20 protein-coding genes are annotated in these 19,988 nt (G+C 69.1%); 9 read left to right on the forward strand and 11 right to left on the reverse strand.

The genetic code is table 11. The annotated features are described in order from the left end of the window. The first annotated feature begins 83 nt into the window (after positions 1–83). From PQV94_RS01875 to PQV94_RS01895, 5 genes are all read left to right on the forward strand, one after another. On the forward strand, positions 84–1,169 hold the full coding sequence (locus PQV94_RS01875; RefSeq protein WP_274287114.1) for a S8/S53 family peptidase: 1,086 nt from the start codon (positions 84–86) through the stop codon (positions 1,167–1,169). Next, positions 1,169–2,422 (forward strand): S8 family peptidase, encoded by a 1,254-nt coding sequence (locus PQV94_RS01880; protein ID WP_274288307.1) that lies wholly within the window; start codon positions 1,169–1,171, stop codon positions 2,420–2,422. The genes PQV94_RS01875 and PQV94_RS01880 overlap by 1 nt, the downstream gene beginning before the upstream one ends. Further along, on the forward strand, positions 2,422–3,681 hold the full coding sequence (locus tag PQV94_RS01885) for a S8 family peptidase (RefSeq protein ID WP_274288308.1): 1,260 nt from the start codon (positions 2,422–2,424) through the stop codon (positions 3,679–3,681). Before PQV94_RS01880 ends, PQV94_RS01885 begins: the two co-directional genes overlap by 1 nt. A gap of 167 nt (positions 3,682–3,848) precedes the next feature. Next, positions 3,849–4,934: a S8/S53 family peptidase gene (locus PQV94_RS01890; RefSeq protein ID WP_274287115.1), complete on the forward strand. Its 1,086-nt coding sequence runs from the start codon at positions 3,849–3,851 to the stop codon at positions 4,932–4,934. 167 nt (positions 4,935–5,101) lie between these two features. Further along, positions 5,102–6,190 (forward strand): S8/S53 family peptidase, encoded by a 1,089-nt coding sequence (locus PQV94_RS01895; RefSeq protein WP_274287116.1) that lies wholly within the window; start codon positions 5,102–5,104, stop codon positions 6,188–6,190. Positions 6,191–6,210: 20 nt separating this feature from the next. Here the strand turns inward: PQV94_RS01895 and PQV94_RS01900 are convergent, their stop codons facing one another. From PQV94_RS01900 to cofG, 9 genes are read right to left on the reverse strand one after another with little or no spacing between them, the layout of a single operon-like run. Beyond that, on the reverse strand, positions 6,211–6,606 hold the full coding sequence (locus PQV94_RS01900) for an SseB family protein (RefSeq protein ID WP_137418814.1): 396 nt from the start codon (positions 6,604–6,606) through the stop codon (positions 6,211–6,213). Beyond that, positions 6,599–6,832 carry a hypothetical protein gene (locus tag PQV94_RS01905; protein ID WP_274287117.1) on the reverse strand — a complete coding sequence of 78 codons (234 nt, stop codon included), beginning with the start codon at positions 6,830–6,832 and terminating at the stop codon, positions 6,599–6,601. Before PQV94_RS01905 ends, PQV94_RS01900 begins: the two co-directional genes overlap by 8 nt. Then, on the reverse strand, positions 6,808–8,124 hold the full coding sequence (locus tag PQV94_RS01910; RefSeq protein ID WP_274287118.1) for a hypothetical protein: 1,317 nt from the start codon (positions 8,122–8,124) through the stop codon (positions 6,808–6,810). Before PQV94_RS01910 ends, PQV94_RS01905 begins: the two co-directional genes overlap by 25 nt. Beyond that, a complete protein-coding gene (locus PQV94_RS01915; RefSeq protein WP_274287119.1) occupies positions 8,121–8,438 on the reverse strand; it encodes a hypothetical protein in 318 nt (105 codons plus the stop codon). The genes PQV94_RS01910 and PQV94_RS01915 overlap by 4 nt, the downstream gene beginning before the upstream one ends. Further along, positions 8,438–8,842: a YbaB/EbfC family nucleoid-associated protein gene (locus PQV94_RS01920; RefSeq protein ID WP_274287120.1), complete on the reverse strand. Its 405-nt coding sequence runs from the start codon at positions 8,840–8,842 to the stop codon at positions 8,438–8,440. Before PQV94_RS01920 ends, PQV94_RS01915 begins: the two co-directional genes overlap by 1 nt. Before the next feature lie 10 nt (positions 8,843–8,852). Next, entirely contained in the window at positions 8,853–9,476 is a 624-nt protein-coding gene (gene cofC / locus PQV94_RS01925) for a 2-phospho-L-lactate guanylyltransferase (protein ID WP_274287121.1), read from the reverse strand. Beyond that, entirely contained in the window at positions 9,473–10,483 is a 1,011-nt protein-coding gene (fgd, locus tag PQV94_RS01930) for a glucose-6-phosphate dehydrogenase (coenzyme-F420) (RefSeq protein WP_274287122.1), read from the reverse strand. The genes cofC and fgd overlap by 4 nt, the downstream gene beginning before the upstream one ends. Next, a complete protein-coding gene (locus tag PQV94_RS01935) occupies positions 10,480–11,964 on the reverse strand; it encodes a flavin-containing monooxygenase (protein WP_274287123.1) in 1,485 nt (494 codons plus the stop codon). The genes fgd and PQV94_RS01935 overlap by 4 nt, the downstream gene beginning before the upstream one ends. Next, positions 11,961–14,549, reverse strand: a complete 2,589-nt coding sequence (gene cofG, locus PQV94_RS01940) for a 7,8-didemethyl-8-hydroxy-5-deazariboflavin synthase CofG (RefSeq protein ID WP_443192729.1) — start codon at positions 14,547–14,549, stop codon at positions 11,961–11,963. The genes PQV94_RS01935 and cofG overlap by 4 nt, the downstream gene beginning before the upstream one ends. A 147-nt stretch (positions 14,550–14,696) precedes the next feature. Here cofG and PQV94_RS01945 point away from each other — a divergent pair, with 147 nt between their 5' ends. Beyond that, positions 14,697–15,089: a hypothetical protein gene (locus PQV94_RS01945; RefSeq protein ID WP_243226595.1), complete on the forward strand. Its 393-nt coding sequence runs from the start codon at positions 14,697–14,699 to the stop codon at positions 15,087–15,089. Between the two features lie 151 nt (positions 15,090–15,240). Here the strand turns inward: PQV94_RS01945 and PQV94_RS01950 are convergent, their stop codons facing one another. Both PQV94_RS01950 and PQV94_RS01955 read right to left on the reverse strand, forming a co-directional pair. Next, positions 15,241–16,071, reverse strand: coding sequence for an ABC transporter permease (locus tag PQV94_RS01950; protein WP_274287125.1), 831 nt, complete (start codon positions 16,069–16,071; stop codon positions 15,241–15,243). Continuing rightward, positions 16,068–17,408, reverse strand: a complete 1,341-nt coding sequence (locus PQV94_RS01955; RefSeq protein WP_274287126.1) for an ATP-binding cassette domain-containing protein — start codon at positions 17,406–17,408, stop codon at positions 16,068–16,070. Before PQV94_RS01955 ends, PQV94_RS01950 begins: the two co-directional genes overlap by 4 nt. Before the next feature lie 116 nt (positions 17,409–17,524). Here PQV94_RS01955 and PQV94_RS01960 point away from each other — a divergent pair, with 116 nt between their 5' ends. The 3 genes from PQV94_RS01960 to PQV94_RS01970 are packed head-to-tail and all read left to right on the forward strand — an operon-like array spanning position 17,525 to position 19,925. Continuing rightward, the gene (locus PQV94_RS01960) at positions 17,525–18,583 is read left to right on the forward strand and encodes an enoyl-CoA hydratase/isomerase family protein (RefSeq protein WP_274287127.1); all 1,059 of its coding nucleotides are present in this window, start codon (positions 17,525–17,527) and stop codon (positions 18,581–18,583) included. A gap of 2 nt (positions 18,584–18,585) precedes the next feature. After that, the gene (locus PQV94_RS01965; RefSeq protein WP_274287128.1) at positions 18,586–19,410 is read left to right on the forward strand and encodes an LssY C-terminal domain-containing protein; all 825 of its coding nucleotides are present in this window, start codon (positions 18,586–18,588) and stop codon (positions 19,408–19,410) included. After that, the gene (locus tag PQV94_RS01970) at positions 19,407–19,925 is read left to right on the forward strand and encodes a hypothetical protein (RefSeq protein ID WP_274287129.1); all 519 of its coding nucleotides are present in this window, start codon (positions 19,407–19,409) and stop codon (positions 19,923–19,925) included. The genes PQV94_RS01965 and PQV94_RS01970 overlap by 4 nt, the downstream gene beginning before the upstream one ends. Positions 19,926–19,988: the final 63 nt, after the last annotated feature.

The following is a 19,988-nucleotide window of genomic DNA, read 5'->3' on the forward strand; positions in this document are numbered from 1 at the left end:
CATCCGCTGCGGATGACGGGCAGTGGTGGTACCAGGCATACGGTGTTTCCGATGTCCACGCGGAGGGATGGACGGGCAAAGGCGTGAAGATCGCCGTGGTCGATACGCAGATCAACCCGAATCTCCCTGATTTCCAGGGCGCCGATCTGACGGTGGCTGACGGGGCGGCGTGTTCCGGTACGGAGCCCTCGTCTACGGAGCCCAGTTCGGGAGCACAGCACGGCTCGACGGTGGCGGCCATGCTTATCGGCAATGGCACTGGTGTCGCGGGGACGAAGGGGATCGTCCCGGATGCATCCGTGACGTTTTACGGAGTCGGCGCGACGGTGGGCTGTGAGCCTCTGCCGGAGATCGCAGAATCGAAGATCACGCCGATCATGTGGATGGTGAAGCGTGCCGTGGAGGACGGTGCCGACATCGTGTCTGTGTCCATGGTGACCGACGACGGCGGCATTCCGGACGATCTCGTCCTCGCGGAGGCCGCAGCTAAGAAGGTGCCCGTGGTCGCAGGAAACCCCAACGATGTGTTCAAGGAGGGCGGTTACCCGGCGAACTTGAACACCGTCGTGGGCGTGAGTGCCGTTGATTCGGATCAGAAGCTTCCGATCGCGGCGCTGGGTGTCGAGAACGCCGTGACGAACACCACGGTGGTCGCCCCAGGTGTCAACATCGCGACGATCGGCGATGGTTCTGACCCCGGGTCGTGGGATGTGTCGGGTCGTGCGACGGGAACGTCGTTGGCGACGCCGTTGGTGGCGGGGATTCTCGCGGCGGCGAAGCAGAAGTACCCCGATGCGACGGGCAATCAGTTGATTCAGTCGTTGGTCCGCAATACAGGTGTCGAGGATCACGAGGTGCAGTACAGCGACACCGGCGGTTACGGATACGGTGTGGCATCGCTCGGGCACACGCTCAGCAAGGACCCCACGCAGTACGAAGACATCAACCCCCTGATGTCCAAGGGCGTCGGGCCTACCCAGGGGCAGATTGACGAGGCGGCTGCGGCGTTGGCGTCGACGCCGACATCGGAGCAGCCGGGGCCTGGTGGCGTCGCGGCGTTCCTGCCGGTCGTCATCGGGGTCGGTGTGGGCGTGGTCGCACTGATTGTGGTGGGTGTGGTGGTGACGGTTGTGCTGGTGCGGCGGAGTCGTCGGCGGGTGGGGGCGTGATGGTGGTGTCGAGATCGCGTTGGGTGCGTGCTGGTGCGGTGGTCGCGGTGGGGCTTGTGGGGGTGCTGTTCGGTGCGGTTCCCGCGTCCGCTGCGGATGACGGGCAGTGGTGGTATTCGGCTTACGGCGTGGCCGATGTCCACGCGGAGGGGTGGACCGGCAAGGGCGTGAAGATCGCTGTCGTCGACACGCAGATCAATCCGGATCTGCCGGACTTTCAGGGTGCGGATCTGACGGTGGCTGAGGGGTCGGCGTGTGTCGGCAAGGATCCGTCGACGTCGGTTGCGAGTGCCGGGGCACAACACGGCTCTACCGTCACGGCGATGCTGATCGGCAACGGGACGGGCGTCGCGCAGACGAAGGGCATCGTTCCGGATGCATCCGTGACGTTCTACGGTGTGGGGGCGACCGCGGACTGTGACCCGCTGCCGGAGGTTGCGGAATCGAAGCTGACACCCATCATGTGGATGGTCAAACGAGCGGTAGACGACGGCGCGGACATCGTTTCAGTCTCGATGGTCACAGGTGAAGGCACGACTCCGGACGACCGAGTTCTCGCGGAGGCTGCGGCGAAGAAGGTCCCTGTGGTCGCGGGCAACCCGAACGATGTGTTTAAGGAGGGCGGCCTCCCCGCAGGACTGAACTCTGTCGTTGGGGTGAGTGCGGTTGACTCCGATCAGAAGCTTCCGATTGCCGCGCTGGGAGTAGAGAACGTTGTCACGAACACGACGGTGGTGGCTCCTGGTGTGAACATTGCGACGATCGGCGATGGTTCCGACCCGGGGTCGTGGGATGTGTCGGGGCGTGCGACGGGAACGTCGTTGGCGACGCCGCTGGTTGCGGGGATTCTCGCAGCGGCCAAGCAGAAGTATCCCGATGCGACAGGCAACCAACTGATTCAGTCGTTGACGCACAACACGGGTGCCGAGGATCACGAGCTCCAGTACAGCGACACCGACGGTTTCGGGTACGGTGTGGCGTCGCTGGGTCACGTGTTGAGCAAGGATCCGACGCAGTACGAAGACGTCAACCCGCTCCTGAACAAGGACGTCGGGCCAACGCAGGAGGACATCGATGAGGCGGCTGCGGCGTTGGCGTCGCCGCCAGCAACGGATCAGCCCTCGCCGGACGGGATCGGTGCTTTCCTGCCGGTGATCGTCGGGGTCGGTGTGGGTGTGGTGGTGCTGTTCGTGGCGGGTGTGGTGGTGACGGTTGTTCTGGTGCGGCGCAGTCGTCGGCGGGTGGGGTCGTGATGGTGGTGTCGCGGATGCGTTGGGTGCGTGCCAGTGCGGTGGTCGCGGTGGGGCTTGTGGGGGTCCTGGTGGGCGCGGTTCCCGCGTCCGCTGCGGATGGCGGGCAGTGGTGGTACGACATTTACGGTGTCGCGGACGTTCATGCGGAGGGGTGGACCGGTGCGGGCGTGAAGATCGCGGTGATCGATAGTCAGATCAATCCTGAGTTGCCGGATTTCGCGGGCGCAGACCTGACCGTCGCTCCAGGTGCGGCGTGCGAGGGCGCCGAGCCGTCAACGACGGACGCGAACGCAGAGTCGGAGCACGGGTCGACGGTGACGGCGATGCTCATCGGCAACGGAACGGGGGTTGCTGGCACGAAGGGCATCGTTCCGGATGCGTCGGTGACGTTCTACGGTCTGGGTGCGACGGGGGATTGTGAGCCGACGGCCGAGGTGAAGGATTCCGGTCATGAGCCGATGGGGTGGATGATTCAGCGCGCCATCGACGATGGAGCCGACATCATCACCACGTCGACGGTCGTCGGAGTCAGCACTGTTGCGGACGTGGAGACGATCGCTGAACTCGTCGCGAAGAAGATCCCCTTCGTGGCGGGAAATCCGAACGACGCCTTCAAGGAGGGCGCGCTTCCGGCGGGCTTTGCGGGCGTCGTCGCCGTCAGCGCCGTCGATCAAGAAGGAAAACTCCCGCTCGGAGCGCTCGGGGTGGAGAACCAGATCGGCGAGACGACCGTCGTCGCACCGGGCGTCGACATCTCGACGATAGGTGATGGTTCGGCATCCTGGGACGTAGCGGGTCGAGCGACTGGTACCTCGCTGGCGGCACCGCAGGTCGCCGGCATTCTGGCGGCGGCGAAGCAGAAGTACCCGGCAGCCACGGGGAACCAGCTCCTGCAGTCGCTCACTCGCAACACAGGCAACGAAGACCACGAACTCCAGTACAACGACAGCGATGGTTTCGGGTATGGGACCGCATCGTTGCGTCACGTGCTCAGCAAGGACCCGCGCGGGTACGAGGATGTGAATCCCCTCCTGAACAAGACGAGCCCGCGGCCTTCTCCCGAGCAGGTGACGGCGGCCGAGCAAACCCTTGCATCTGCGGAGTCCGATGGCCAGTCCGGCGGCACCGACGCCGATGGCATCGCGGCGCTCCTGCCCGTGATCATCGGGGTCGGCGTGGGCGTGCTCGCACTGATTGTGGTGGGTGTGGTCGTGACCGTGGTGCTGGTTCGGCGGAGTCGTCGGCGGGTGGGGGCGTGATGGTGGTGGCGAGATCGCGTTGGGTGCGTGCTGGTGCGGTGGTCGCGGTGGGGCTCGTGGGGGTTCTGGTGGGCGCGGCTCCCGCCTCCGCTGCGGATGACGGGCAGTGGTGGTACGACGCATACGGTGTCGCGGATGTGCACGCGGAGGGGTGGACCGGTGCGGGCGTGAAGATCGCGGTCGTCGACACGCAGATCAATCCGGATCTGCCGGACTTTCAGGGTGCCGATCTGACGGTGGCTGAGGGGTCGGCGTGTGTGGGGAAGGACCCGACCTCGTCGGTGGCGAGCGCCGGTGCGCAACACGGGTCGACGGTGACCGCGATGCTGATCGGCAACGGGACGGGCGTCGCGCAGACGAAGGGCATCGTTCCTGACGCTTCGGTGACGTTCTACGGCGTGGGCTCGGCCGCGGACTGTGACCCGCTCCCTGAGGTCGCCGAGTCGAAGCTGACACCGATCATGTGGATGGTCAAAAGGGCGGTAGACGACGGCGCTGACATCGTCTCAGTGTCCATGGTCGAAGGACAGAGCGGCCTTGCCAGCTATGGGGTCCTTGCGGAGGCTGCGGAGAAGAAGGTCCCCGTGGTCGCGGGCAACCCTAACGACGGATTCAAAGAAGGCCTGTACCCAGCCGGATTGAACTCGGTCATCGGCGTCAGCGCCGTTGATTCGGATCAGAAGCTTCCGATCGCGGCGTTGGGGGTCGAGAACCAGATCGGTGATACGACAGTGGTGGCTCCGGGTGTGGACATCGCGACGATCGGTGATGGTTCGGATCCGGGTTCGTGGGATGTGTCGGGTCGTGCGACGGGAACGTCGTTGGCGACGCCGTTGGTGGCGGGGATCCTCGCGGCAGCGAAGCAGAAGTACCCCGATGCGACCGGTAACCAGTTGATTCAGTCGTTGGTCCGCAATACAGGTGCTGAGGATCATGAGGTGCAGTACAGCGACACCGGTGGGTACGGGTACGGCGTCGCTTCGCTGCGTCACACGCTGAGCAAGGATCCGACGGAGTACGAAGACGTCAACCCGCTGCTGAACAAGGGTGTTGGTCCGACGCAGGAGGACATCGATGAGGCGGCTGCCGCGTTGGCGTCGCCGCCAGCAATGGATCAGCCCTCGCCGGACGGGATCGGTGCTTTCCTGCCCGTGATCATCGGGGTCGGTGTGGGCGTGCTCGTGCTGATTGTGGTGGGTGTGGTGGTGACGGTGGTTCTGGTGCGGCGCAGTCGTCGGCGGGTGGGGGCGTGATGGTGGTGTCGCGGACGCGTTGGGTGCGTGCTGGTGCGGTGGTTGTGGTGGGGCTTGTGGGGGTGCTGTTCGGTGCGGTTCCCGCGTCCGCTGCGGATGACGGGCAGTGGTGGTATTCGGCTTACGGCGTTGCCGATGTCCACGCGGAGGGGTGGACCGGGAAGGGCGTGAAGATCGCCGTTGTCGACACGCAGATCAACCCGGACCTGCCGGACTTCCAGGGCGCGGATCTGACGGTGGCTGAGGGGTCTGCGTGTGTCGGCAAGGACCCGTCGACGTCGGTGGCGAGCGCCGGGGCACAACACGGCTCTACCGTCACGGCGATGCTGATCGGCAACGGAACCGGGGTTGCGGGGACGAAGGGCATCGTTCCGGATGCATCCGTGACGTTCTACGGTGTGGGCGCGACCGCGGACTGTGACCCGCTGCCTGAGGTCGCGGAATCGAAGATCACGCCGATCATGTGGATGGTGAAGCGCGCGCTCGACGACGGCGCGGATATCGTCTCGGTGTCGATGGTCACCGGTGATGGCAATATCCCCGATGACCGTGTTCTCGCGGAGGCCGTGGCCAGGAAGGTGCCGGTGGTTGCGGGTAACCCGAATGATGTGTTCAAGGAGGGCGCCTTCCCGGCAGCGCTGAACTCTGTCATCGGTGTGAGCGCAGTCGACTCGGACCAGAAGCTACCTATTGCTGCACTCGGGGTCGAGAACGCCGTGGCGGGGACGACGGTCGTGGCTCCGGGTGTCAACATCGCGACGATCGGCGACGGCTCCGACCCGGGTTCGTGGGATGTGTCGGGTCGTGCGACGGGAACGTCGTTGGCGACGCCGTTGGTGGCGGGGATTCTCGCTGCGGCGAAGCAGAAGTACCCCGATGCGACGGGCAATCAGTTGATTCAGTCGTTGGTCCGCAATACGGGTGCTGAGGATCATGAGGTGCAGTACAGCGACACCGGCGGGTACGGGTACGGCGTCGCTTCGCTGCGTCACACACTGAGCAAGGATCCGACACAGTACGAAGACGTCAACCCGCTGCTGAACAAGGGTGTTGGTCCGACGCAGGAGCAGATCGATGAGGCGACTGCCGCGTTGGCGTCGCCGCCAGCAACAGATCAGCCCTCGCCGGACGGGATCGGTGCTTTCCTGCCCGTGATCATCGGGATCGGAGTTGGCGTGGTGCTGATCGTGGTGGGTGTGGTCGTTACGGTGGTTCTGGTGCGGCGGAGCAACCGGTCACGCTCAACGAACCCGTAGCGGCCCGGGCCGCATCCGAGTCAGGACTGGGCGAGACCCCGTGCGGCGTCCAACTCCTGGCGGAAGGCGGCGAGGCCCGCGGCGGGAAGCTCGAAGCCGACGCTCGAGCCCGCGTTCACAACGAGCCCTTCGCCTGCCGGCATGCGGCGGATGAGGTCGGCCCCGGTGAACGTCACCATCCACGGCGCGAGGGCGTCGAGCTCGCTCGCGAGGTCGGGGTCGGTGAACACGGCCAGCACACGCTCGGAGGCGCCCGGGTAGTACACCGGTTGGAAGCCGCGGAAATCCTCGCCGGGGTCGCCGCCGCTGGGCACGTAGACGGTGGATGCGGCGAACGTCCACAGCACGGTCTGCATCGTCAAACGCTGCTCGCGCGCCTGCAGGATCGCCAGATCGACGACGGTCGGTTCAGTCATTGCCCACCTCGTTCGGGAAGCGCTCGCGCGCCTCCTCGTCTGTCATCGGACGCAGCCCCCGACTGTTGTCGAACCACCACGTGCGGCACACCTCGCAACGATAGAGCAGGTCGACCGGCGAGGTCGACGTCACAAACCGCGGCTGCCCGCCGCTGTACGCGCCCTCGCGGCACACGGGGCACCCGAGCTCCGTCGCGGTGCTCAATACCGTCTCACGAGCACCCACGCTCCATTCTCCAGCTTCGTCAGCACCGCATTGCTGCGCATCGCGTCGCCGCCGGCGATCAGCGTCTCACGCGTGGAGTTCACCAGGTAGGCCCCCGTGCCCGTGTTGACGGCGGTGTGGCCGTAGGTGGTGCTCGTGTTCGTGGGGTCGGGATAGAAGTGTTCCCACCCGCCCGAATCCGCAACCGTCGGACGGCGCAGCTCACTGGGGTCGACCGGGAAGTGCACGGCGTAGATGTCGCCGCCGTTGAGGTACGCGTCCTGCGCCATCGGCGCCATGCCGGTCTCGCGCGCCGCCTGCGCGGGCGTGTGGATCTTGGCCGCATCCTCTGTGGGCATCGCCCACACATCCGAGCCCGACCGGCCGAGCGTCGCCGCCGAGTGGTCGTAGTGCTGCACGACCTTGTCGCTGAAGATCGACGTGTGATAGCCCTCGTCGATCATGCTCTTCAGGTCGGCGGGGGAGAGCGGTTCGCCGACGCGGGCACGGATGGTGGGGCCGTCCGGAACGCGCACCGACGGACCCGAGCCGCCGCCCTTCAGCACGCTGCTGAACAAATCGCCAGCCCGCTGCAACAGGCCCTTGAGGTCGTCGAGGAGCTTGCCGAGGTTCTTGCACGAGCGCAGCACCTTCGTGACCGTCTCACCGACCGTGGTCGCGAGCTGGCTGACGCGGGTCGTCACCTGGCCGATGACGACGGGGGTGGCAAGGCCCACCGTCACCACGAGCTCGGCGACCCACGAGATGATCGCGCCGGCGAGCTGCGACAAGACATCGCGCACCAGATCGTGCACGACCTGCACGATCGTCGACGCCATCTGAAGACCCGTCGACATGGCACCGGCCCAGGATGCGGCGCCCGAAAGGTGCTTGGCCGCATCCTGCTGGAATCGGCGGTAGGCCTCCATCGCCTCGCCCGCCATGTCGTCGACCTGGCCCACGACATGGGCGAGCTCCTGCGCCGAGGTCTCCAGCTGGGTCTGGATGTTCGACCAGGTCTGCGCGAACGCGGCGACTTCGCCCGCGTTGCCCGCGAAGTCGTTGAGCCAGCCCTTCAGCGGTTCGAGATGATCGATGATCCAGCCGAGACCCGCCCCGATCAACGACCCGAGCGGGTCGATCGCCGTCGCGGCCACGTCGATCGCGAAGCCGACGCCCGCAAGTCCCCCCTCGACCCAGGACCCGGAGTCCACCGCGGCGACGAGCTGGCTGCCCGAATCGAGCAGCCCCGCGCCGCTGAACGGTGTCGCCGTGTCGATGGGCGCCGCCACCAGCACGTTCGCGGTGCTCATCCGAGTCCCTGACCGAGCGTGTGGATGCCCTGCACCACGTCATCCTCGAACGAGGCCATGTCGCTGCCGACGCCGCGCAGCTCGGTCGCCGACCGGCGCAGCATCTGCTCCGCCGAGCCGATCGCCTGCTGCGCCATCGCCGCCGCGATCTGTGCCGGCGGAACGAGGAACGCGCACAGCACCCCGAAGGCGCCGCCGCCCATATTCGTGGAGCCGGCCGCATCCCGCGCGACCGAAACGTCGGACGCCACGAGCTCGACCCGCGACGCCTGTGCGGCGATCAGATCGCCGTCGAGCGCGATGTGATCCGCCATCACGACCACCGCACATTCGTGCCGCCGCCCTGCGGCAGGGCGTCTGCGATCTCGGCGCGCAGCCGTTCGGTCGCGCCGGCCTGCTCGCCGAACAACTCCGCGGCGATGCGCACCGCCTGCTCACCCGCCTGGCGCTGTGCGGCGCGGGCAGTGTCGACGAGTAAGCGGGACAGGGTCTGTGGGGAGAGCTCCATCGCCGCATCCGACAGGTCCGCATCGAGCAAGCGGCCCGAGGCGTCGACCGTCACGCGAAGCTCACGCCGGGGCGAGCTGGCCGTGGCGCGCACATCCGCGACGTCGCGCTGGAACTGCTGACCGCGCCTCGCCTGCTCCTGGGCGGCCGCGATCTGCTGCTCGACACGGGCGATCGACGCGTCCGCATCCCGCATGAAATCGTCGCTCACCTTTGGCACGTTACGCCTCTCGGGGGTGGCCTCCCTGCGAAAGGGCGCTACCTGTGGAGAACCGAACGGAGCGGGGTCCGAGCCCCAACGCGGCTGCCTCGGCGAGCTGCGCCATCGTGTCCACATCCCGACGCAGCGTCGACTGCTCCGACACATCCAGACGCACGCATCCGAGCGCCAGGTGGCGGGCCAGCGAGCCCTCCCCGAACGCGCTCTCCCACGCCACCCCCGCCCGCGCGGTGACGAGGGTCGAGCCGGTTCCCTCAGCGTCGGCGACCACGGCACGGTCGACGGATGCGGCCGCATCCAGCGCTCTGCGCAAGTCATCGGGGCGCAGCGCAGGCAGGTCGCCGAGGAGCGCCGCGCGAGGCACATCGGCCGCGGGCATGCCGAGCGCGATCGCCGCGTTCAGGCCGCGCGGTTCCTCTTCGGTCACCACGGTCACGCCGCTGATCGCGGCCGCATCCGCTGCCGTCCGTGGATCCGCCGTCACGACGACCACCCGCGCCACCGCGGCGGCCGCCGCCACCGTGTCGAGCCCGATGGCCCGCACGAGATCGGCGCTCGCCCCCAGCCGCGACTTGCCGGATGCCGCCGCCTTCAGCGGCACGACCACCGTCCAGTCGCGGTTCACGCGAAGCGCGCGCGCAGACGCGGAAGGATCTCCTCGCCGTAGGTGCGTAGGAACTGCTCCTGATCCTCACCCGGATCGTGGAACACCAGGTGCCGGAAGCCGAGGTCGACATAGCGGGCGATCTGCTCGACGTGCTCGTCGGGATCGGTCGAGACGATGAAGCGGGATGCGGCGCGCTCGATGGGCAGTTCGGCCGCCCGACGCTGCATCTCGATCGGATCGTGGATGCCCATCTTCTCCTCGGCGCTCAGCGCGAGCGGAGCCCAGAAGCGCGTCTTCTCGAGCGCCGTCTCGCGGTCGGCGGCGTACGAGACCTTGACCTCGATGAGGGTGTCGACGTCGTCGCTGGAGCGCCCCGCCTTCTCGATGCCCTCGGCGAGGGCGGGCAGGAGCGTGTCGGTGTAGAGCTTCGGGTCCTTGCCGCTCGTCGTGATGAAGCCGTCGGCGATGCGGCCGGCCAGACGCGTGGCCGCAGGCCCCGCCGCGCCGATGTAGATCGGCACCGGGGCCGTCGGGCGGTCGTAGACCGTCGCGTCGCTCACGCTCCAGAAGGTGCCCTCGAAGGTGACGCGCTCGCCGGCCCACAGCTTCTCGATGAGAGTGATGGCCTCCTTGAGACGCTGGAAGCGCTCGGGCGGCTCGGGCCAGTCGAGACCCAGGGTCACCTCGTTGAGAGCCTCACCCGTGCCGACGCCCAGGATCACACGACCGGGGAACATCACCCCGAGCGTCGCGAACGCCTGCGCGACGACGGCCGGGTGGTAGCGGAAGGTGGGCGTGAGCACGCTCGTGCCCAGCAGCACCCGCGAGGTCCGCGCTCCCACGGCCCCGAGCCAGGGCAGCGCCGCCGGGGCGTGGCCGCCCTCGTGCATCCACGGCTGGAAGTGGTCGGAGATGAAGACCGAGTCGAACCCGACCTCCTCCGCCAGCACGGCGAAGTCGGCGAGTCGATCGGGGGAGAACTGCTCGGCCGAGGCCTTGTAGCCCAGACGCAGGGGAACGGTCATGACTCTCCTCTCGCCCGCGACGCATCGCGGTGCAGCGGGGCCGGCAGGAACTCCGACCCGTCGGTGGAACTCAGCATGGCGCGGAACGCGTCGACGGTGTCGGGCCACAGCAGAGTGAGCCTGCCCGACCGGGCGTCGACGTACCAGTTGTCGCAACCCCCGGTGAGCCAGGGGCGGGATGCGGCCGCCGCATCGATGCGGGCGGTGTAGGCCTTCTCCGCATCCGGACGCAGCCGCAGAACGCCGTCGCCGGCGCGGTCGAGGCAGCGCGTCACGTACTCCGCCTGCGCTTCCAGCATCAGCAGCGACGAGTTGTGCCCGAGCGACGCGTTGGGGCCGTTGAGCACGAACAGGTTGGGGAAGCCCGCGACCACGGTGGACGCGTACGAGGTCATCCCTTCGCTCCAGTGCTCCGCGAGCGTCTCACCCTGCTCGCCCGTCACGAGTTGCGCGTACGGCTGCTCGGATGCGGCGAACCCGGTCGCCAGCACGAGCATGTCGGCGAGGTAGCGGGCGCCGGACGCGGCCACCAGCTCGCCGTCGTCCACGCGCGCGAGCGCCGACGGCTCGAACGCGACCGCATCCGAGGCGACGGCAGGGTAGAACTCATCCGACAGCAGCACGCGCTTGCAACCGAACGCGTAATCCGGGGTCAACGCGCGGCGAAGCGCCGGGTCCGCCACCTGGGCTTCCAGGTGGGCGAGCGCGACCGCGCGGGCGGCGCGCGCCGCATCCGCATCGCCCGAGCGTGAGGCGAAGCGTTCCTCGCCCTCGCGGTACAACTCGTCGCGCAACCGTGCCAGCTCGTCCGGATGCTGGGCGAACCGGCGCCGGTCGGCGGCCGTGTAGTCCACGTCGCCGCGCGGCACGATCCAGGCCGGTGTGCGCTGAAACAGCACGACCTCGGCGCCCTGCGCGACGAGCGCGGGAACCAGCTGCACGGCGGACGCGCCCGTTCCGACCACGGCGATGCGCCGGCCGGCGAGAGGTGCGGTGTGGTCCCACCGCGCGGAGTGGAACAGGGGGCCCTCGAAGGTCTCGAGCCCCGGGATGTCGGGGATCGACGGCTCCGTCAGCCGTCCGCATGCGAGCACGAGGCGGCGGGCGCGCACATCCTCGCCGCGTCCGGTCTCGACGACCCAGCCCTCGCTGTCCCACGCCGCCGACTGCAGCGGCGTCTCCAGCAGCAGGCGCTCGCCGAGCTGTTCCGCCTCCGCGATGTGCTGCAGGTAGCGGTGGATCTCGTCCCCGCGGGCGAAGAGCCCCGACCAGTCCGGCCACGGGTGGTTCTCGAGCCCGTACAGGTGAGAGGGCACATCGCACGCGACGCCCGGATACGTGTTGTCGCGCCAGGTGCCGCCGACCGAGTTGCCCCGGTCGAGCACGGCGAACGACTCCCGTCCCGCCCGCCGCAGCGCCGACGCCATCGCGAGCCCGCCGAAACCCGCGCCGACGATCGCGACGTCGACCTCGCGCGTCATCGCACCGCCGCCTTGCGCTCGTCCGACGGCTCGCCGTACGCCGTGGTGCGCTGGCGCAGCGGGCGGAAGAGTCGGCGGGCGATCCGCGCCGCATCCGTCAATGGAAGCTCGTTGCCCGACTCGATGCCGGCCTCGGGGCGCACGCGGCCGTCGAGCAGCGTGCCGCCGAGGTCGTCGCCGCCGGACTGCAACAGCACGGCGCTCGTTTCGAGGCCGTGCCTGGTCCACGGGATCTGGATGTGCGGGATGCTGCTCGAGAGGAACAGGCGCGAAACCGCTGCCATTGCGCGGTGCTCATCGAGCGCCGATCGTCCGGCGACCAGGCCGACCCCACCCGCTGGGCCGGGGAGGGGGATCGGCACGAACTCCGTGAACCCGCGCGTCTCGGACTGGATGCGGCGGAGAGCGCCCAGGTGCGCGATGCGCTCCGCCGCGGTCTCGATATGCCCGTAGAACAGCACGCTCGTCGAACGGAATCCGGCGCGGTGCGCGGCCCTGATCGTCTCGATCCAGCGGTCGATCTCGACGTCGCCGGGGGCGATGAGGCCGCGGACCCGCTCCGAGAGCACCTTGATCCCGGTGCCGGGAACGGTGTCGACGCCCGCATCCCGCATCGCGGCGAGAGCCTCGTCGAGCGTGAGGCCGTTGCGGGCGGCGAGGTCCCGCACATCCTGCGGACGGTAGGCATGCAGGTGGATGCCGGGTGCTCCGGCGCGCGCGGCCCGGACGATGTCGAGGTACGCGGTCGGCGCCTCGCCTGTGGGGATGAGGCCCTGGATGCAGAGCTCTGTCGCGCCGAGGTCCCACGCGTCGGCGGCGATCGCTGCCGCATCCGCGAGGTCGAACTGCTCGGGCGCCTGCGCGCCCGCAGCACGGAAGCCGGTCGAGGTGAGATTGCGGTTCACGGCGATGGTTATCGCCTCGCCGACCGTGTACCGGCGCACGTCGTCGGCGATGCGGGCGAGGTCGTCGAGGTCGGTACCCGTTGCCAAGAGCAGCCGCTGCCATTCGGTGTCGTCGAGCGCGAGCGGGTCGGCCGCCGCACGCTCCGCCAGCCCCCGCACGGTGCCGCCCGTGCCCGTGCCCGTGCCCGTGCCCGTGCTCGTGCTCGTTCCGTGTTCGAGGGACTCGTTTTGCGTCTCCGGGGCGTCCGGCGTCGCATTTCGGGTCCCTCGAACACGGGATGCGGCGGCCACTCCCTGTTCGAGGGACTCTTCTTGCGGCTCCGGGGCGTCCGGCGTCGCGTTTCGGGTCCCTTGAACATCGGAGGGGGCGCCGGCCCCGGACGCGCCGCTTCCCTGTTCGAGGGACTCTTCTTGCGCCCCGGAGCCCGCGGAGGCCACATTTCGGGTCCCTTGAACAGGGGAGGTGCGGGCGAGGTGGGTCGCGGGGTCGGCGAGGGCGGCGGTCGGTGCGTGCATCGCCGGGTCGAGCCAGGTCTCCGGATCGGCGAGGTACTCGGGGTGGGCGGTCAGGCGCTCGCGCAGTTCGTATCCGAGGGATGCGGTCGCCGCCGCCAGATCGTCGACGTGCGGCCACGGGCGCTCCGGGTTCACGTGGTCCGCGGTCAGCGGCGACACCCCGCCCCAGTCGTCGATCCCGGCGCCGACGAGCAGGGCGAACTCGGCCGGATCCGACAGGTTCGGCGGTACCTGGATCCGCATCCGCGCGCCCATCACGACCCGCGCCGCAGCGACGACCGTCGCGTACTCGAGCAGGTCCGCATCCGGGGCGTCCTGCATCGCGGTGCGCGGCTTCGCGCGGAAGTTCTGCACGATCACTTCCTGGATGTGGCCGTGCCGCTCCTGCGCGTCGCGCAGCGCGATGAGCGACTCCGCGCGATCCAGCGGGGTCTCGCCGATGCCGACGAGAATGCCGGTCGTGAACGGGATACGGGCAGCCCCCGCATCCTCGATCACCTGCAGTCGGAGCGCGGGATCCTTGTCGGGCGAGCCGAAGTGGGGCTGCCCCGGCGTCTCGAAGAGAGCGCGAGAGGTGGTCTCGAGCATCATGCCCATCGACGGCGCGACCGGGCGGAGCTCCGCGAGCTCGTGGGCGTGCATGACGCCCGGGTTCAGGTGCGCGAGCAGGCCGGTCTCCGCGGTGACGAGACGGGCGATCGCGGCGACGTAGTCGAGGGTCGATGCGTATCCGTGCTCGTCGAGCCAGGCACGCGCCTCGGGCCAGCGCTCCTCGGGGCGGTCGCCGAGCGTCAGCAGCACCTCTTTGCACCCCAGCGCCGCGCCCTGGCGCACGACCTGCAGCACCTGCTCCGGCGACATGTACGCGGGCTTGTTCTTCTTCAGGAGCTGGCCCGGGGTGTCGACGAAGATGCAGTAGTGGCAGCGGTCGCGGCACAAGGTCGTGAGCGGCACGAACACTTTGCGCGAGTAGGTGATGACGCCGGGGCGCCCGGCGAGAGCGAGGCCCTCGTCGCGCAGAGCGGATGCGGCCGCGAACAACAGGTCCCGGTCGGCGTCGTCCGCGGTCACGAGGGCCAGAACCTCGTCGACGCGCAGTCGCTCTCCGGCGCGCGCGCGATCGATCACGTGGGCGACGAGCACGGGAGCCTTCTCGGGCCCCACATCTGACCGGAGGTCGGTTCGAGGCGTGGGCACCGATACAGTCTTCCACCGCCGTGCGGGGTCGGGGTCGCACGAAGCTGGCGGATCGTTGTCCGTCTGTGAGCAAATTCGCTGCCGCGGTCGAGGGGTCGCTGGCAGACTTGGACCATGGTGACGCTCATGCTCGACTCGGGACACCTCGAGATCGTGCTGTCGGGCGCCGAGAAGGCGCTGGCATTCCGCAAGCGGAATGTGACGCTCGATCGTGCCGCGATCTCGCGGGTGCAGCTGACGGACGACCCCTGGACGTGGTTGCGCGGGGTCCGTTCCCCGGGCACGTTCATCCCAGCGACCCTCGCCATCGGCACCTGGCGGTACGCGGGCGGCAAGGACTTCGCCGTCATCCGCAAGAAGCGTCCCGGCGTGGTGATCGACCTCGAGGGCGACACCGAGTTCCAGCGGCTCGTGCTCGGTACTCGTCACGGCGAGGCCCTCGTGCGTGCGCTCCGCGTCGACGCGGGCGACGACCCGACCGACATCGTCGAGCTCGCCTCCAGCTGAGCCCGCATCCCCGGGAGCCTCCCGGGAGCCTCCCGCATCCCTCCGCATCCGCCGAGCGAGCATCCGTTCGCCGAATGAGCACTGAATGGGGTGCTCACTCGATGAATGAATACTCACTCGGCGAGGTCGTGCGGGTCCCCGCGGGCGAGGGTCAGCCGACGTCGCGGCGCCAGCTCGAGAGGTAGCCGAGCACGGTGAACAGCAGACCATAGGCGAGCAGCACGAGGCCGCCGACCCACCACTCCAGCGGCTGGCCCGCATCCCCTCCCGCGCTGGCCGAGAACAGGCTCGCGCCGACGAGGGTGTCACTCGCGGCGCCCGGAAGGAACCGGGCAGCGTCGCTCAGGCCGGAGACGAAGGCGCCGCCGAAGCGCAGCAGGGGCTCGACGAACTGCGTGAAGGCGAGCACGATCACGACGGCCGCGACCTGGTTGCGCACCACGAGACCCACACCGATGCCGACCACGACCCACAGCACGAAAGAGATCACGATGCGGCCCAGCATCGCCCACGTGTCGGACGAGTCGAGGCCCGTGTGCTGTCCGAATCCGGCCAGGATGCCGGCGGCGGGACCGACGGTGACGATCAGCGCGAGGGCGGCGTAGACCAGGCCCATGACGGCCCCGGCCAGGACCTTCGCCGTGAGCACCCGTCCTCGCTTCGGAGTGGTGAGGAACGTCGGGGTGAGCGTGTTGTGGCGGAACTCGCCGGTGACCAGAAGTGTGCCGATCAGCAGCGGGAACACATAACCGACGGATGCGGCGAGGCTGTAGATCAGGGCGCTGACATCACCCGGCACGCCCGTCGCCGTGAGGCCGCCGCCGCTCGAGGGCAGCGCGCCGCTCGCGGCCAGCGCGAACACCACGGTCAAGCCCGCCGCCGTGAACCCGACGTATCCGGCGAGGACGATGCCGAGGATCCACCAGATCGAGGTGGTGAACTGCTTGGTCAGCTCGGAGCGGGTGACGTTCACGAGGCTCATGCCCGGCCCCCTTCCTCGCGGTCGTCGGCTTCGGGATGCGGCTCGGCCTCATCCATCGGCTCGCTGATCTGGATGGCCTCGGTCGGGGCGGGCTCACCCTCGTGCACCGTCTCGCCGTCGGATGCGGGGGCACCGGCATGCTCCTCGCTCGAGGGTGACGCGACCTCGTCGGGGACGGTGACATGCTCCTCGTCCGCCGTCGATGCGGGCGTCGTCGCCCCGGGCTCATCCGCCGCTGCGGGCTCGTCGGTCGGTGCACCCTCGGCAGCATCCTCGCGGGCGGCCTCGGCGGCGCCCTCGGGGACGGGCGTGTCCAGCGGCACCTCCACGTCGGGCGCCTCGGTGATCTCCGACGTCTCCGGGGCGGGATCGTTCTCGGGCGCGAGCGGCGCGTCTTCGTCGACCGCAGGGATCGCGCCGGCCTCGCCCACCGGTCGGTGCACCCGGGTGCCGTCGACCAGCGCGAGGAAGATCTCCTCGAGCTCAGGGCCGCGGCGCTGCAGGCCCGACAGGGCGATGCCGGATGCGGCGGCGAGTGCGCCGACCTCCACGGGCTCCGCTCCGCGTACCGTGAGCCCCGAGCGCAACACCTCGAAAGAGTGCCCCGCGGCGGTCAGCGCGGCCTCGAGGGCGGCGCGATCGGGGGCATCGACGACCGTCGCGTACTCGTTGGGATCGGCGAGATCTTCGATGCCGCCGTCGAACACGAGCTTTCCCCGGGCGAGGATGAGCAGGCGATCCGCGGTCTGCTGGATCTCCAGGAGCAGGTGCGAGGAGACGAGCACCGTGCGGCCCTCGTCGGCGAACGCGCGCAGCAGCATCCGCATCCACTTGATGCCCTCGGGATCGAGTCCGTTGGACGGCTCGTCGAGCACCAGGATGCCCGGGTCGCCGAGCAGCGCCGTGGCGAGCCCCAGCCGCTGCCGCATGCCGAGGGAGTAGCCGCCGACCTTGCGCCCGGCCGCATCCGAGAGGCCGACGAGAGCGAGCGTCTCGTCGATGCGGCTGGTCGGCAGCCCCGCCGCCTGCGCGTAGACCTTGAGGTGGTTGGCGCCGCTGCGGCCCGGGTGGAAGCTCGAGGCTTCGAGCGCCGCGCCGACTGTGCGCAGCGGGTGACGCAGCTCGCTGTAGTGCGAGCCCCCGATCGTCGTCGTGCCGGAGGTGGGCCGAACCAGCCCCAGCAGCATGCGCAGCGAGGTGGTCTTGCCGGCGCCGTTCGGGCCGAGGAATCCGGTCACGAGGCCGGGCTCGATGCGCGCGCTCAACCGGGACACGGCGTCGATCGCGCCGAATCTCTTGGTGACCTCGGAGAACTCCAGGATCTGGCCGTCGGGCATGGGAACCTCCGTCAAGGTCAGAACGTTTCTCCATTCTGGCGGAAACACGCGGAAAAACGGGGATCGACTCTCATTGATCCCTGTCAGGGCGCGCCGGCGGCGCTAACGTGGCGGGCATGAGCGGTGCGGATGCGACGGTGCTGGTGCGGTCGGATCAGGGGGTGGGGCGGTTGACGCTCAACCGTCCGCGCGCGCTCAACGCGGTCGACATCGACATGGTGGGCCGGCTCGCTGCCGCACTGGATGCGTGGGAGCGAGACGCCGATGTCGAGGTCGTGCTGCTCGACGGCGCGGGCGAGCGTGGCTTCTGCGCGGGCGGCGATGTGCGTCTCCTACGCGAGCAGGCGATGAGCTCCGACGCGGAGCGCACCGCCGACTTCTTCCTCGCGGAGTACGCGCTGAACGCCCGCCTCGCCGAGTACCCGAAGCCGGTCGTCACGATCGCAGACGGGATCACGATGGGCGGCGGCGTGGGACTCGCCTCGCACGCCGGACACCGCGTGGTCACCGAGCGTTCGCAGGTGGCGATGCCCGAGACCCGCATCGGTTTCACCCCCGACGTCGGCGGCACCTGGTTGCTCGCCCACGCCCCCGGGCGCATCGGCGAGTACCTCGCGCTCACCGGCGGCACGATGGATGCGGCTGATGCGATCTACGCAGGCTTCGCCGACCACCTCGTTCCCGCTGACCGCATCGAGGCCTTCCGCGACGCGCTCGAGACCCGCGCGGACCCGCAGGGTCCGGCCGAACTCGTGCTGCTGTTCGACGAGACGCCGGAGACCTCTCGTCTCGAGAAGGCGAGGCCCTGGATCGACGACGCGTTCGCCGCCGACTCGGTGAGCGAGATCCTCACACGGCTGCGCGCGCACCCCGAACCGGATGCGGCCGCCGCCGCCGAGCTGATCTCCTCGCTCTCGCCGACCGCGCTGACCGTGACGCTCGAGGCCGTGCGCCGCGCGCGGCGCAAGCGGTCGCTGCGCGAGGTGCTGGAGCAGGAGTACGGGCTCGTGATGTGGTTCGCCCTCACGCAGCCCGACCTCGTCGAGGGCATCCGTGCACAGCTGGTGGACAAGGACCGCTCCCCGCGCTGGCAACCCGCCTCGCTCGACGAGCTCGATCCCGAAATCGTCGACCAGGCCTTCGCCTTCCGACCTCCGCGGGCGCTCTGGGGCTGATCGTGGCTGCGGGGGAGAAGGGCAAGCGCCGGGCATACTCGATCGGCGTCGCGCTCGACGGCTTCTTCTTCGTCTTCGCCGGCCTCGCCTCCATCTGGCTCGCGTATCTGAGCTTCACCGAGACGTTCCGTGTCGGATGGTGGGGCATCCCGCTCGCGGTCGCGTTCTGGGCGCTGCTGGCGTACCTCGTCCTGCCGCGGCTGCACCGCATCCTGACGATGATCTACGTGCCCGACTACTTCATCGGCCGCACGCGCACGAGCGACGGACTGCTCGGCGATCCGGTGAACCTCGCGTTCATGGGCAGCGCCGAGCAGATCGAGGACGTGCTGCGCCGCGCGGGCTGGACGAAGGCCGACCCGGTGACCCTCGCATCGTCCTGGCGCATCATCACGTCGACTGTGACCAGGCGCAGCTACGACGAGGCGCCCGTCAGCCCGCTGTTCCTGTTCTCGCGCCAGCAGGACTTCGCCTACCAGCAGGAGGTGGACGGCAATCCCGCGCAGCGGCATCACGTGCGCTTCTGGCGCTGCCCCGACGACTGGCTGCTGCCGGGCGGGCGTCGGGTGGACTGGCTCGCCGCCGGCACTTTCGACACCGCCGTCGGACTGTCGCTGTTCACCCTCCAGGTGACCCACCGCATCGACGCCGACACCGATATCGAGCGCGACCACATCGTGCAGACGGTGACCGCGGCCGAGCCGCGGGTGAGCGTGGACGTCATCGCAGACTTCTCCACCGGCTATCACGCCCGCAACGGCGGCGGCGACAGCATCCGCACCGACGGCGATCTGCCGATCGTGGACGTGCGGGGGGTGGCGGCGTGAGCGAGAGAGTCCCGCGCAAACGCGCGGCGTTCGAGTCGCCGGTGCGTCTCGCGCGCCCGCTGGCCTACGACCCGGACATGCCCCGGCCCGCTGCGACCGTCGCCGGCGGGCTCCTCGTGCTGCTGCGTGTGCTCGCGGGCGTGTTCTGGCTGCTGTCGATCAGCCTCGAGTGGCGTCACATCGTGCACGACGCGTCGCTCGTGATCGACGGCGTGCCCCTGAGCGAAGAGGAGCGGGCCCTCGGACTCGGGTTCGTGTGGGCCGTGGGCGGAGCCGTCCTGCTGTTCGACACCGTCATGGCGATCTTCGTTCTGCGCGGCGGAAACCGCTCGCGGGTCACCGTGCTCGTCTTCTCGGTGCTGTCGATCAGCTTCGCCTTCTTCACCTGGTGGGTGCAGGGGCAGGACATCCGCATCAGCGGCACCCTGCTGAACCTCGGCTTGGACATCCTGGTGCTGCTCGCGCTGTCCAGCCGCAAGGCCGCGGCGTACGCGCGACGCAACGAACGCCGCTGAGCTCACGGCGCCCGAACAGGCACGGGCCGGTAGCCTGGACGCTGCCGTGCGGCAGGTGAAAGC

This window comes from Microbacterium sp. Clip185, assembly GCF_028743715.1.
In the GTDB taxonomy this organism is placed as follows: domain Bacteria; phylum Actinomycetota; class Actinomycetes; order Actinomycetales; family Microbacteriaceae; genus Microbacterium.